Source organism: Streptomyces sp. NPDC107559, from assembly GCF_055657365.1.
Map to the genome: position 1 here is coordinate 119,698 of NZ_JBVKBD010000016.1, position 13,516 is coordinate 133,213.

The following is a 13,516-nucleotide window of genomic DNA, read 5'->3' on the forward strand; positions in this document are numbered from 1 at the left end:
CCCACCCGCACAGCGAAGGACATCCCGCTCATGCAGACCGTCACCCTCAACAACGGCGTCGAGATGCCGATCCTCGGGTTCGGCGTCTATCAGATCCCCGCCGAGGACACCGAGCGCGCCGTCTCCGAGGCTCTGGCCGCCGGCTACCGCCTGCTGGACACCGCCGCCGCCTACGGCAACGAAGAAGCCGTCGGCCGAGCCATCAAGTCCAGCGGCATCGCGCGCGAGGAGCTTTTCGTCACCACGAAACTGTGGGTCCAGGACGCCCCCGCCCAGGACAACACCCGCCGCGCGTTCGAGACGTCCCTGAGCAAGCTGGGCCTGGACCACCTCGACCTGTACCTGATGCACCAGCCCTTCGGCGACGTCTACGGTCAGTGGCGCGCCATGGAGGCACTCAACCGCGAGGGCGCGGCGAAGGCGATCGGCGTCGCCAACTTCTACCCCGACCGCTTGATCGACCTGATCCTCAACAACGAGATCACCCCGCAGGTCAACCAGATCGAGACCCACCCGTTCTTCCAGCGGGCCGACTACCAGGACCTCATGGGCGAGCACGGCGTGCAGATCCAGTCGTGGGGCGGCTTCGCCGAGGGAAGGAACGACCTGTTCACCAACCCGCTCCTGGCCGGGATCGGCAAGGAGTACGGCAAGTCGGTCGCGCAGGTCGTGCTGCGCTGGCTGACTCAGCGCGGCGTCGTCGCCATCCCCAAGTCGGTGCGCGCCGAGCGCATGGCCGAGAACATCGACGTCTTCGACTTCCAGCTCTCCGACGAGCAGATGGCCCGGATCGCCACCCTCGACACGGGCAGCTCCCTGTTCTTCGACCACCACGATCCCAAGATGGTCACCTGGCTCGCGGGGCGCCGCCTGGACGCCTGACACGCACACGCTCCGGGACGGGCGGTAGGCCGCAATCGCGGGCAGCCGCTCGTCCCTTCTCGCTTCGGCCCACCCGCGCGAAGGACTTTCTGTGAACCAGCAGGACCGTGCGTCAGCCCGGCGCCGCACGATCCTGCGCGCCGCGCTGCTCACCGGAGCCGCCGCCATGACCGCACCGCCCCTCGCCGGCTGCTCAGCCGCGAACAACGACCGAGCATCCGGCCGGCGCAGCGCCGCGACGAGACCAACCACGAGCGGCTCGGTACGAGGCAGGGTGCTGCTCGCGTACTTCTCGCGGCCCGGCGAGAACTACCACTACGGCGACCGCACCACGCTGAAGGCCGGTAACACCGAGGTGTTGGCTCGCAAGATCCACGGCCTCATCGGCTGCGACGTGCATCGGATCGAGCCCGCCGATCCCTACCCGGAAAGCTACGACGCGACCGTCAAGCGCAACGTCCGTGAACAGGACACCGACGCCCGCCCCGCCATCAAGAGCGCGTTGCCCGATCTGGACGGGTACAGCACCGTGCTGCTGGGAAGTCCCATCTGGAACGTCCGCGCACCTATGATCATGACGGCATCCACGGAGCAGCACGACTTCACCGGCAAGACCGTCGTTTCCTTCACCACCCACGCCATGAGCGGGCTGGGCAGCACAGCCCGCGACTACGCCGCCTCCTGCCGCGGCGCCATCTTCGCCGACGGGCTGGCGGTCCGGGGCGAAGAAGTCGATCAAGCTGCCGATGAGACCGGCAACGCAGACAGGGACAGACTGGGTGTGGAGTTGCACCGAGTGTGGGCGAGGAAGGCAAGCACGTGAACGAGTTCGTGGACGACACCCTCGGCCGCTGGTTTGACCAGCAGGCCGGCATGCGAGAGACACTCCTCCGTGGTCCCGGTCAGCAGGCACAGGTCGAGTCGATGAGGCAGATGCTGATCGCCGCCGACCGCGCCATGACCAATGAGGGCGTGGCCGAGGAAGTCCAACAGCGCGTCGTGAACCGGATCTTTTGGGGCGAGCCCGAAGGCCGCGTCGACGTGCGAAGCCAGATGATGGCGGCTGTCGAGGCTATGACCCTGTCATTCGCCGGGCACCCCGACCGCGAGGGTCACGAGTGGGCGTCGTAAGCGGCACGCTCCTCGACCTTGCTCAGGACTACGAGTCCGAGGCCGTCGGCCTGCGGGTGTGGCAACGCGACCGGTGGGCGCTCCAGGAGACGGCGAAGCTGTTTCGGCGCATGGTCGGCAACCGCGAAGCCGTCGACCCCACCCGCATCACCATCACCTGGGCGACACTCATCGACATCCCCCAACGCTGGTGCCGGCAACACGGATACCAGGCCATCGCAGGACCCGACGGATACGTCATCCAACGCGGCAGCGAAACACCATTCGTTGCCGGGCCCGGCGACACGCTCCTCTGGGACGGGGAACAGCTCACCGTGCACCACGGCAACTGAGGCTGCTCCGGCAACACCACTTGCCGGATAGTCAGCGCCCGCGAACTGACCGTGCCCGGCCCATGCCCGACGACGAGAACTGAGGACGCCCCGCTCGTCCTGCCCCGGCAGGACGAGCGGGGCGACTTGCCGTGTCAGGGGCAGGACTCGCCGAACTTGACCGCAGTGAACGTCACTGGTTGCCCGCTCAGTTTCGCCCCGCCGGCCGGGCTCTGGGTGCACACCTGCCAGTTGGACTCGATCAGCACCATGCGGTCGTCGGCGCCGGCGTCGGTGACGGTGATCGACGTGCCCGAGTCGAGGGCGCCCCGGGCCGCCTTCACGCTCTTACCGCGGAAGTCCGGCATGGTGCCGTCCGCGGCAGACGGCGGGGCCTGATCCTTCGCGGGGCAGGTCTCGTCGAGCTTCACCGCCCCGAAGTCCAGCTTGGTGTCCGTAGCCTGCTTGCTGCCGGCCTTCACGTTCTGGGAGCAGACCTTCCAGTCACGGTCGAGGATCTGCATGCGGTCTCTGCCCAGCGAGTCATGCGAGGTGAGTGTGTAGAAGCCTGCCGCCTGCGCTCCGTCTTGGGCGGACTGCAGGCCCATGCCGACGAAGTTGGGGACGCTGGCCTTGGCGTTGCCGGCTTTGCCGTCGGCGGCACGGCTGGTGTTTTGTCCGGCCGACGGCGTATCAGGCGATGTTGTGCCTGTGTCGTTGGGTCCGCAGGCTGCGAGCAGGCCGATGGTGACCGCTGCTGTAATGGTGCCGATGATGCGGGTTCGCACGTTTCCCCCCGAGTGGTCCTGGTTCAGGCGGACCACGCTAGAGCACGGCTGTCACGCCCGAGGTAGGCAGTTCACCCGTCGTCACCGACCTGTGACTGGACGGTTGCCCAGGGTGAGACGGCGAAGGCGGCTGACCGGACACGAGCGCCCCGCTGCCTCGCCGCTGATGAGGTAAGGGAGCGGGGCACTTCGTAGTGTCGCGAGCTACTCCCAGCCGCCCAACACGCCGCCACTGAGCTGGCCCATGCAGATGTCGTCATCGAAGTGCCCTGGCGGCGGACGGGGATGGCGACCGGCCGCAGACCGGTGAGCATGCGGCCGACCGTCTTCCGCAACGCATGCCTGCGATGCTGTTCCCCTGGCGTGTGCCTGAAGTGGTTCCGTGGCGATGCCGTCCGGCGCGGTGCTTCGTTGGGGCGCGAACGGGCCCAGGAAGCGCCCGCTCCGAGCGCCTGGCCCCGTTCCGGGGCCGGCGTCGGGCCGAGACGCTCAGCGAAAGGCGGCGATACCGGTCACCGCGCCGCCGATGACCAACGAGTGGACCTCGCTGGTGCCTTCATAGGTGAGAACCGACTCGAGGTTGTTGGCGTGACGCAGTACCGGGTATTCGAGGGTGATGCCGTTCGCGCCGAGGACGGTGCGGCACTCGCGGGCGATCGCGATCGCCTCCCGGACGTTGTTGAGCTTGCCGACGCTGATCCGCTCCGGGGTGATCCGGTCCGCGTCCTTCAGGCGGCCCAGGTGTACGGCGAGCAGCATGCCCTTGCCGAGTTCGAGGGACATGTCTGCCAGTTTCTGCTGGGTGAGCTGGAAGCCGGCCAGCGGGCGATCGAAGACGGTGCGGTCGACGGCGTACGAGATCGCCGTCTCCAGGCAGTCCCGGGCGGCGCCCAGCGCGCCGAAGACGATGCCGAACCTGGCTTCGTTGAGGCAGCCGAGCGGGCCGGACAGGCCCCGCGCCTGGGGCAGCATCGCGTCCGCGGGGAGGCGGACGTCCTCCAGGACCAGCTCGCTGGTGACGGAGGCCCGCAGGGACAGCTTCTGCTTGATGTCGTTGCGGGTGAAGCCGGGAGTGCCCGCGGGGACGAGGAAGCCGCGCACGCCGTCGTCGGTGCGGGCCCAGACCACCGCCACGTCCGACACCGAGCCGTTGGTGATCCACATCTTGGTGCCGTTGAGGATCCAGTCGGATCCGTCGCGCGTGGCGCGGGTGCGCATGGAGCCGGGGTCGGAGCCTGCGTCCGGTTCGGTCAGCCCGAAGCATCCGATGAAGCGGCCGGCGGCCATGCCGGGCAGCCACTGCTGCTTCTGCTCCTCGGAGCCGTACTTCCAGATCGCGTACATCGCCAGCGAGCCCTGGACGGAGACCAGGCTGCGCAGGCCGGAGTCGACGGCTTCCAGCTCCATGCAGGCGAGGCCGTAGGCGACCGCGCTGGTGCCGGCGCAGCCGTAGCCCTGCAGATGCATTCCGAGGACGCCCAACTCGCCGAGTGAGAGGGCGAGTTCGCGGGCCGGGATGGTGCCCGTCTCGAACCATTCGGCGATGTGCGGCCGTAGCTCGCGGTCGCCCATGGCGCGGACGGTGTCGCGGATGTCGCGCTCCTCGTCGCTGAGCAGGGTGTCGATCCCGAACAGATCGAGGGGGTGCACGGGCTGGGCGGACACGGGCTCTCCTGACGTGCTGACAACGGTGAGGGGTGGCGCTAGCATGCCGGTCACGGATATCGGATCTGGGATGTTGGATCCAATTCGGATCGTAGCCGCACGCCCAGTGCTTGCCAAGACATGAAGGGAGCCCGCATGTCACCTGACCGAACGGCCCCGCCCGGGGCCCTGTCCGGGATCGTCGTCGCGGACTTCGGCCGCGTGCTGGCGGCACCGTACCTGACGATGCTCCTGGCCGACCTCGGCGCCGAGGTCGTCAAGATCGAACGCCCGGTCAGCGGCGACGAGACCCGGGCCTGGGGCCCGCCCTACGCCGACGGCGAGGCGACCTACTTCCTGGGCGTCAACCGCAACAAGCGTTCCGTCGTCCTGGACCTGACGGACGACGGAGACCGGGCCGCCGCACGGGACATCGCCGTACGCGCCGACGTGCTCGTGGAGAACTTCCGGCCGGGCACCATGGAGCGCCTGGGCCTCGGCTACGAGGCGCTGAGCGCCCTCAACCCCGGCCTGGTCTACTGCTCGGTCACCGGCTTCGGGACGGACGGCGGCGCCGCGCTGCCCGGATACGACCTCCTGGTACAGGCGATGGGCGGCCTGATGAGTGTCACCGGCGAGCCGGACGGATCCGGTACCAAGGCCGGTGTCGCCCTCGTCGACATCATCACCGGGCTGCACGCGGGCATGGGCGTGCTCGCCGCGCTGCGCCATCGCGAGCGCACGGGGGAGGGGCAGCGGGTGGAGGTCTCCCTGCTCGCCTCGCTTCTCTCCGCGCTCAGCAATCAGTCCTCGGCGTACGTCGCCGGCGGGATCGTCCCGCAGGCCATGGGCAACCGGCATCCGTCCATCGCGCCGTACGAAGTGGTGGAGGCGGCCGACCGGCCCCTCGCCCTCGCCGTCGGCAACGACCGGCAATTCGCGGCGCTCTGCCGCGAGCTGGGTGTCCCCGAACTGTCCGGCGACCCGCGTTTCGCCACCAACCCGGCCCGGGTCGCCCACCGTGAGGACCTGCTCGCCGCACTCGACGCACCGCTGCGCACGCGTCCGGCGCAGACATGGTTCGAGGTCCTCACCGCCGCCGGCGTGCCGTGCGGACCGATCAACGATCTGGCGGCGGCCTTCGAGCTCGCCGACGGGCTCGGTCTGCAAGCCCGGGTCACGATCCGCGATCCGCGGCGCGACCAGCCGGTGGAGCAGGTCGCCAACCCCATCCGGCTGGGTGCCACGCCCGCCGTCTACCGCAGCGCGCCGCCGCGGCTCGGCGAGCACACCGGCGAGGTCCTCGCCCGGTTCGGGCGGCGTCCCGGCCCGCTGGACGCGACTCCGTAGACCGTCCGTCCGAACACCCTGCTCCACGGGCTGCCACCATCAGGCGACCGGACCACTGACCCGCCCATCTGTTCCACCAGCCTGTTCCACCGGCCTGATCCACCGGCCTGTTCCACCGGCCACGACGGCATTATTGGAGAGCTCCGCCATGACCAGCCCGACCCCGAGGCGGCGACCGCCCACCACCCAGCAGTTCGTGCTGGGGGAGCTCAGACGGGCCATCACCAGCGGACAGCTGGAGCCGGGCGCACCGGTCCGGCAGGACGCGCTGGCCGAGCGGCTCGGCGTCAGCAGGCTCCCTCTGCGGGAGGCCCTGAAGACGCTTGAGGCGGAGGGCCTGGTGCGCCACGAGGCGCACCGCGGCTACTTCGTCGCCGTCCTGTCCCTGGTCGACCTCCGCGAGGTCTACCGCCTGCGGGAGATCCTGGAGGCCGAGGCCGTACGGCAGGCGGGTGCGCGGTGGGACGCGGCGACGATGGAGGCGCTGGAGGCGGCCCAGGGTGAGGTGGAGACCGCGGCGCAAGCAGCCGACGTCACCGCGATGACGCTGGCGAACCGTGACTTCCACTTCATCCTCTACGAGGCGGCGGGCATGCCGCGCCTGGTCCGGCTGATCGCCACCCTCTGGGACACCACCGACGCCTACCGCGCCCTGTACTACGCCGAAGAGGGCCACCGCGACCATGTGCTGCGTGAGCACCGCATGGTGCTGGACGCGCTGCGGGCCGGGCAGGTGGAGGAAGCGGTACGCCTGCTCGACGAGCACCGGGGGCACGCGGTGGCCGCGTTGGAGGGGATCCTGCGGGACAGCTGACACAGGCCGTCGCCCTGTCGGCGGCGTCGCGGGCCGCAGGCATCCGGCCGGGACGGAAGACATCCCCGGTCGCGCCCGCGGGGCCGGGGATGGCGCGAGGACCGCTCCGTACCGCTCTACAACCGGCGTGAGAGGACCGCCAGCAGCAGGGCCGCCCGGTCCTGGGCCGATTCCAGGTCGAGGCCGGTGAGTTCCGACACGCGTGCCATGCGGTGGCGCAAGGTGTGCCGGTGCACGCCCAGTGCCCGGGAAGCCGGTTCCCACCCGCCGTTGTGCTGCAGGAAGGCCTCCAACGACTGGTAAAGCACCGGATGTTCCTCGAGTGGCGTCAGCAGGTCGTCGGCCAGGTGGCCGACGGCCGTGCGCACGGTGGCGTCCGCGAGGAGCGCGGGAAGCCGCAACTGCCCGTAACGCGCCACTCGTCGGCGATCCGCCTTTGCCTGGGCGGCCGCGTATCGTGCGGCGCGCAGCGCGGCGGACAGGTCGTCCGGTGTCGTGCCGCCGCTGACCCCGATGGTCACGTCGGCCGCTTCGAGGGCGTCCAGCACCGTCTCCAGATCCGCGATGCGGGTCACGACCACCACGCCGTCCTCTTCCTCCCGCAGGAGATAGGGACATGAGGCAAGGTCGTCGAGGCTGCGTGCGGCCTGCTGCACGAGGGCCGGCCGCTGGTATCTGGACTGCAGCAACAGCAGGACCACCAGCCGGTCGGCCGGTGCGAAGCCGAGGTGCCGCAACGACCGGTGTGCGGCCTGCGCGGTGAGGCCGCCGTCGAGCAGTGTGCCCAGGACGGCTGCGCGCAGCGCCCGGTGTGCCTGTACGACCTCCTGCGGCCGTTCGAGTTCCAGCGACAGCAGTGAGGCCGCGTGGGTGAGCAGCAACTGGTCGAGGGGCGTGAACTCCGCGTCGGCCGCCACCGCCAGCAGCCCGCGCCGGGTCCCGGCGACCCCGAGCGACTGGACCATGAGGTGTCTGCTTCCGTCGCAGACGCTCAGCCCCAGCGGTCCCGCCGCCCGGACGCCGTCCGAACCGACCTCGACCCGCACCCGTTCGACAAGAGCGGCGCCGTCCCCGGGCGCCGATCCGAGGACCAGGTGATGGGCGTCGGTCACCGCCACCTCGGCGTCGAGCGCCTTGGCCAGGTGCCGCAGGATGCCGGGGATGCCCTTGCCGAGTGCGGCCCTGGTCATCTGGTGCTGGTGGGCCAACACCCGTCTGAAGGCCGCGTTCTGCTGCTGCGCCAGTGCTGCGGCGACAGCCTGGATGACGGCCAGGAACGGTGTGGCCAGCGGGACTTCCACCAACACCAGGCCGCGGGCGGCGCATTGCTTGACGAGCGCCGTCGGCGTCCGGTCGTAGCTCAGGCCGGTGCCGAAGCCGATCCCGGTGACCTTCCCGTCGGCCAGCCGGTCGGCGTACTCGCGCTGCGCCTGTGCGGAGCGGCCGAGCCGCAGACCGGTGGTCAGCACGAGCTCGCTGCCCTGCAGCCAGGGGGCCGGATCGGGCAACTCCACGGTGTGCGCCCACCGTACGACCCGCTGCGGATCCCCGGTGAGCAGGCGAAGGCCCAGCCCGGGAAGGCTGAGGAGATCGGCGATGGTCACCGGCATGTCAACGCTCCGGACAGCACTGGTCCAAGACGTCACGTCCCTGGACAGGTTGGAGCGGCGGCGAGGCTGAATCTCAACGATTCGGCGCGGCTGCCGCCGAGTGGCGGAAACCTAGCATGAGCCCACTCGAACGGGGCTGCGAAGCGTTCCCGTCGAGCCTCCGAGAACAGACCTGGGAGCCCCGATGGCCGAAACCAATGCATTGAGAACGGGCGACGAATCCTCTCCGCCGGCGGACGACGCCGCGCTGGCCGCCCTCGGCTATACCTCCGAGTACAAGCGGGAGATGAGCCTGTGGGGCAACTTCGCCCTCGGTTTCACGTACCTCTCGCCCGTCGTCGGCGTCTACACCCTGTTCGGCTTCGCCCTGGCCACCGGCGGCCCGCCGATGATCTGGAGTCTGGTCATCGCGGGCGTCGGCCAGTTGCTCGTCTCCCTGGTGTACGGCGAGATCGTCGCCCAGTTCCCGGTCTCCGGGGGCATCTACCCGTGGGCACGCCGGCTGTGGGGACGCCGCTGGGCCTGGATGGCGGGCTGGGTGTACGCGCTGGCACTGCTGGCGACCATCGCCTCGGTCAGTTACGGCGCCGGCCCGTTCGTCGCGCTGATCCTGGGATTCGCACCCGGGACCACCAGCACCGTCCTGTGCGCCCTGGCCGTCATCCTCATCGCCACCCTGCTCAACCTCGGCGGCACCCGGGTCATGACCTCGGCCGCCATCTTCGGCTTCGCCGCCGAGCTCGCGGGTGCCGTAGTGGTGGGGATCTGGCTGCTGACCACCCATCGCGAGCACGGTCTGGGTGTCGTGCTGCACACCTTCGGCGCCGGGTCGTCGGGCTCGTACACCTCCGCCTTCCTCGCGTCCGGTCTGGTCGGCCTCTATCTCTACTACGGCTTCGAAGCCTGCGGTGACGTCGCGGAGGAGGTCAGCGATCCCACCCGGCGCATTCCCAAGTCGATGCGCATGACGATCTACGTCGGCGGTGCCGCCGCGACCTTCGTGGCCGTCGCCCTGCTGCTCGCGGTGCCCGACTTCGGGGCGGTGATCAGCGGCCAGGACGCCGACCCCGTGTACACGGTCCTGCGCGGCGCCTTCGGCGACATCGGCACACGGATCGTGCTCTGCGTCGTACTGATCTCGTTCCTGTCCTGTGCCCTGAGCCTGCAGGCCGCCGGCAGCCGGCTGCTGCAGTCCTACGCCCGCGACCGCATGATCTTCGGCAGCACCTACCTGGCCCGGTTCTCCCCGGCCCGGCATGTGCCCCCGTACGCGCTGGCCGTGACCGCGATCCTGCCCGCGCTGGTGATCCTCGGCTCGACGATCTCCGCCGACGCGCTGACCCGCATCGTCTCCTTCGCCGCGCTGGGGATCTACATCGGCTTCCAGATGGTCGTCCTGGCCGCGCTGCGGGCACGGCTGAGGGGCTGGCGGCCCAGCGGCACGTTCCGCCTCGGCGCCTGGGGCCTGCCGGTGAACATCGCCGCCCTGGTCTACGGAGTAGCGGCCGCGGTCAACATGGCGTGGCCGCGCACCCCGGCCGCGGCCTGGTACGACAACTACCTGGTGATCATCTCGGCTGTCCTGGTCATCGGCCTGGGCCTGGTGTACCTGTTCGTCGCCAAGCCCGACCGGCGCAGCGAGGCCCCCGCGGGCGACGCCATCCCGAGCTGACGGACCACATGAGGGCGCTGCCCGCGCGCGGCCCCCGGCGGCGCCCCCATGTTCCGTGCCGACAACCCGAAAGGCTGGCGGTGCCACCGACCTTGCCACCCGTTCGTGCCCGGGTAATCCGTGGGGGGCTGCGTCCAAGCGTTCTTGGGTCTTGCTCACCGTTTTCTGTCCTTCCGGCGGCGCTACCTGACGACCCGGACCTCGCCGATCGCCACATGCAACTGGGACCGCTGAGTCTGAGTGAGCTGGCCGGTCTGTCCGCCGCCGCAGGCGGTGACCCGCCAGGCGATCGACCACGTCGGCGTGGCGATCAGCGCGTACCTGTCGCCGGACGCGGCAGCCGACGTCCTGGCATAGACGTGACCGCAGGTCGGAGACTGCGGCATGCCGGCGGAAGCCCGGTAGACCGTGCCTGGGCCATGGCAGGTCACCGTGGCGCCGCCAATCCCGAGACCCTGCGGAACTGGGTGCGGGCAGTTGGTGCGAGCCGGTCGCGTAGATACCGGGCGGAGGTGCCGACCGAACCGCCGACGCCGTCGGAGTCGGGGAATGCCGCTTTGTGCAAGAAGGCCCGCGAGCTGGAGGAGGAATGCGAGATCCTGCGCGTTCCGGCGAAGGATTCCGGCGGAGACGCGCAGGTGAACTGCTTTCAGTTCGTCGCCGACCGCCAAAGCCGGTACAGCGTGAAGCGGCTGTGCACCACCCTCGACATCGCCCGGTCCGATAAAGCGTCCTACGGTCCAGTGGGAAGCGGTATAGCCGCGTTTTCCATACGATGCCGTTCTCCGGCAGTGAAAGTCGGTCCGTTCGTGCGGGGCCGCAGAGGACCGGCGACGGCTGCGGCGAGGATGGCGGGGCGTACCAGGGTGTCGGGCGACGCCTCCAGCGTCAGTACGTCGGTGAGTGCTGTTGCGACGCGGAAGTTGCCCGTTGCCGTATAGGACAGGCGGCTGACGTAGCGGCGCAGTAGTCGGTCGGTAAAGTTGGGCTTCTTGCCCTGGGTGGTGGGGTAGTGGATGTCCTGTCCGACAGCCAGGGACCAGGCGATGTTCACAGGACGGGCGATGGACCGCTGGGCCTTTCGGGCCAGGCCCTCGGCAGGTCCGGAGGACAGCAGGCGATGCAGGGCGAGTGCCCCCTGGGCGGCCACCGACATGCCGTGGCCGTAAATGGGATTGAACGCTGCGACGGCGTCCCCCAGCACGATCAGACCCTCGGGCCAAGCCTTGAGACGCTCGTAGTAGTGGCGTGTGTTGGCGGTGCTGTGGGTGACGGTGACGTCGGTGAGTGGTTCCGCCCGGGAAATGAGATCGGCCACGATCGGGTGGCGCAGGCTGCGCGCGTACTCCTCGAAGGCGCCCGGTTCACGCGTGGGGTGCGCACCGGGGGGACCGTAGAGGCTGACGTGCCAGCGGTCGTCCTCTATCGGGAGAATGCCGCCCGCCGCGCCGGGGTACCGAGGATCGGCCAGTACGTTGATCACCGGCCAGTCTCGTGTGGAGACGGGAGCCCGGTAGATCCGGCTGGCATAGGCCATGCCCGAGTCGACGCTGTCCGAGACCAGGCCGTCGACGCCCAGTTCCGGTAGCCACTGCGGGGTGCGAGTGGCCCGGCCGGAGGCGTCGATGACGAGGTCGGCGGAGATCTGTGTCTCGTCACCGCCGGCGGTGCGAAGCCGAACCCCGGTGACTCTGCGGGAATCGCCCATGAGGGCAGTGACCCGGGTGTTCGGTCGCACGCTGACCCGAGGGCTCTGGAGGACCTGTTGGCGGATCACGGCGTCGGTCAGATTCCGGCTGGCGGCCAGCAGGTAGTGGGTGTCGTGCTGCCACCGGCGGTACCAGCCTTCAGGGGAGAGGTAGACCATGTTGGTCGTCATGGGTACCTGGTTGGCGCCCGCGTTCCGCAGCCGTTCGACCGTGCCGGGCAGCAGTGCGTCGATCGCCTTTGCTCCGCCCGACAGGAGCGGGTGGAAGTGCGCGGCCTGGGGAACGCCGGTGCGCGGCTCTGGGCCGTCCGGCAGGCTGTCGGCTTCGATGATCTCGACGGTGTCGACGCTGCCCTGGACGGCGGCCGCCGCGAGCATCCCTGCGAGGCTGCCGCCGATGACGACGGCGCTGGTGGATCTCCGGTGCGATGCTTCAGTCATGATGGCTGCTTTCGGCGGGGGCACTGTAGTGCGCACGGATGCCTGACAGGACGGGCGAGGCAAGGGCGTTGGACAAGGGGATCAGGTCACGCGAGCGCCAGGGCTGAGTCTCCGCGGGCTCGTCGAGGCCGGCGCCTGTTCGGCGTTGCCGTGTGCCGGCAATTTCGATCATGGCGGCGTCCGCTATGACCTCGCTGGTCTGCCGGGCTTCGCCGCGGGCCACGGCGCTGTGGTAGGCCTGCTCACGCACCGCGGTGTCGTAGTACGGCGCCAGCGCGAGCAGAGCGTCGTAGGCTCCGGGAGTGGGTACACGCTCCAGTTCAGTCCACAGCGGCGCAAGTTCCCGCAACTGCTTCAAGGACTGCACAGCCTGGGCTATTCGTGGTCCGGCCAGGGGAAGACCGAATCCGAGGACGACGAGTACGGCGGACGGGGCCGCCGTCTGCGGAGCGACCTGGTCGATGAGGAAGTCCCAGTCGTGCCCCGTCCAGCGAGCCGCGATCGCGACCAGCTTGATGACGTCGTAGCACACGTGAAGCACATAGCCCCAGGCCAGAATCCGCAGACCGACACGGAGGGAACCCTGGACCTCCCGCGACCATCGCCAGCACAGAACAGCCGTGGTCATGGTCGCCGCGCCCTGAGCCACGAGGTACGTCAGGATCATCTCTCGTATGAACGGGGTGCCGGCGTAGTACCCGTCGAAGACGGTGAGCTGCTCCACCGGTGCGCTGCCCAGCCAGAAGAGGACGTTGATGGAGACCACCGCGAAGCTGTAGGCGGCGATGCAGACCCGCGATGCCCACCGGGTCTGCTCGGGTGGTGCCGGGCGCCAGTTGATGATCAGTAGAAGGCTCGCGCCCCCGAAGACAGTCAGTGCCGAATACGCCACAGGGGCTGCGAAGTTGGGCACCCCGGTGAATCGGTTGATGGCGGCGATGGAGTCCGGCGCGGCGAAGAAGAAGACCAGAGCCCCGTCGAAGAGCAGCAGGACGACTGCGCTGAGCAGCATGTCGTGGCGTTTGCGTAAGAGCGCTGGGACTTTGAGCAGGCAGATCAGGAGCAAGGCGAAGCCGCATGCGTAGAAGGCAATGTTGTTGGGTCCATGGCTCACCGGGCTGTGGTCCTCCTCGGGGCGTGGCGCGGGCAGCCCCTTGCGCTTCGG

Annotated in this window: 13 protein-coding genes; 7 read left to right on the plus strand and 6 right to left on the minus strand. The window is 69.4% G+C overall.

Features of this window, described 5'->3' with window-relative positions; translation table 11 throughout:
- Nucleotides 1–30: 30 nt before the first annotated feature.
- The 4 genes from ACZ7OY_RS34445 to ACZ7OY_RS34460 all read left to right on the plus strand — a co-directional run bounded on the left by ACZ7OY_RS34445 (nucleotide 31) and on the right by ACZ7OY_RS34460 (nucleotide 2,345).
- A complete protein-coding gene (locus ACZ7OY_RS34445) occupies nucleotides 31–882 on the plus strand; it encodes an aldo/keto reductase (RefSeq protein ID WP_471915108.1) in 852 nt (283 codons plus the stop codon).
- Nucleotides 883–973: 91 nt separating this feature from the next.
- Complete coding sequence (locus ACZ7OY_RS34450; RefSeq protein WP_471915109.1) at nucleotides 974–1,705, plus strand: flavodoxin; 732 nt, start codon at nucleotides 974–976, stop codon at nucleotides 1,703–1,705.
- Complete coding sequence (locus ACZ7OY_RS34455) at nucleotides 1,702–2,013, plus strand: hypothetical protein (RefSeq protein WP_471915110.1); 312 nt, start codon at nucleotides 1,702–1,704, stop codon at nucleotides 2,011–2,013. The genes ACZ7OY_RS34450 and ACZ7OY_RS34455 overlap by 4 nt, the downstream gene beginning before the upstream one ends.
- Entirely contained in the window at nucleotides 2,001–2,345 is a 345-nt protein-coding gene (locus ACZ7OY_RS34460) for a hypothetical protein (protein ID WP_471915111.1), read from the plus strand. Before ACZ7OY_RS34455 ends, ACZ7OY_RS34460 begins: the two co-directional genes overlap by 13 nt.
- 134 nt (nucleotides 2,346–2,479) lie before the next feature.
- On the opposite strand, the gene ACZ7OY_RS34465 is transcribed toward ACZ7OY_RS34460, so the two are convergent.
- Together ACZ7OY_RS34465 and ACZ7OY_RS34470 are read right to left on the minus strand one after the other, a co-directional pair.
- The gene (locus tag ACZ7OY_RS34465) at nucleotides 2,480–3,139 is read right to left on the minus strand and encodes a hypothetical protein (protein ID WP_471915155.1); all 660 of its coding nucleotides are present in this window, start codon (nucleotides 3,137–3,139) and stop codon (nucleotides 2,480–2,482) included.
- Between the two features lie 462 nt (nucleotides 3,140–3,601).
- Nucleotides 3,602–4,822, minus strand: coding sequence for an acyl-CoA dehydrogenase family protein (locus tag ACZ7OY_RS34470; RefSeq protein WP_471915112.1), 1,221 nt, complete (start codon nucleotides 4,820–4,822; stop codon nucleotides 3,602–3,604).
- Between the two features lie 90 nt (nucleotides 4,823–4,912).
- Between ACZ7OY_RS34470 and ACZ7OY_RS34475 the strand changes: the two genes are divergently transcribed.
- Nucleotides 4,913–6,106, plus strand: a complete 1,194-nt coding sequence (locus ACZ7OY_RS34475; protein WP_471915113.1) for a CaiB/BaiF CoA transferase family protein — start codon at nucleotides 4,913–4,915, stop codon at nucleotides 6,104–6,106.
- 148 nt (nucleotides 6,107–6,254) lie between these two features.
- Nucleotides 6,255–6,920 (plus strand): GntR family transcriptional regulator, encoded by a 666-nt coding sequence (locus tag ACZ7OY_RS34480; RefSeq protein ID WP_471915114.1) that lies wholly within the window; start codon nucleotides 6,255–6,257, stop codon nucleotides 6,918–6,920.
- 116 nt (nucleotides 6,921–7,036) lie between these two features.
- Here ACZ7OY_RS34480 and ACZ7OY_RS34485 read toward each other — a convergent pair whose 3' ends face one another.
- Entirely contained in the window at nucleotides 7,037–8,530 is a 1,494-nt protein-coding gene (locus ACZ7OY_RS34485) for a PucR family transcriptional regulator (RefSeq protein ID WP_471915115.1), read from the minus strand.
- A gap of 184 nt (nucleotides 8,531–8,714) precedes the next feature.
- Between ACZ7OY_RS34485 and ACZ7OY_RS34490 the strand changes: the two genes are divergently transcribed.
- The gene (locus ACZ7OY_RS34490; protein ID WP_471915116.1) at nucleotides 8,715–10,202 is read left to right on the plus strand and encodes an APC family permease; all 1,488 of its coding nucleotides are present in this window, start codon (nucleotides 8,715–8,717) and stop codon (nucleotides 10,200–10,202) included.
- 182 nt (nucleotides 10,203–10,384) lie between these two features.
- Here the strand turns inward: ACZ7OY_RS34490 and ACZ7OY_RS34495 are convergent, their stop codons facing one another.
- The 3 genes from ACZ7OY_RS34495 to ACZ7OY_RS34505 form a co-directional block, all read right to left on the minus strand.
- Nucleotides 10,385–10,588, minus strand: a complete 204-nt coding sequence (locus ACZ7OY_RS34495) for a hypothetical protein (protein WP_471915117.1) — start codon at nucleotides 10,586–10,588, stop codon at nucleotides 10,385–10,387.
- Nucleotides 10,589–10,935: 347 nt separating this feature from the next.
- Nucleotides 10,936–12,351, minus strand: a complete 1,416-nt coding sequence (locus tag ACZ7OY_RS34500) for an NAD(P)/FAD-dependent oxidoreductase (protein WP_471915156.1) — start codon at nucleotides 12,349–12,351, stop codon at nucleotides 10,936–10,938.
- Nucleotides 12,344–13,465, minus strand: a complete 1,122-nt coding sequence (locus tag ACZ7OY_RS34505) for an MAB_1171c family putative transporter (RefSeq protein ID WP_471915118.1) — start codon at nucleotides 13,463–13,465, stop codon at nucleotides 12,344–12,346. The genes ACZ7OY_RS34500 and ACZ7OY_RS34505 overlap by 8 nt, the downstream gene beginning before the upstream one ends.
- Nucleotides 13,466–13,516 lie beyond the last annotated feature (51 nt).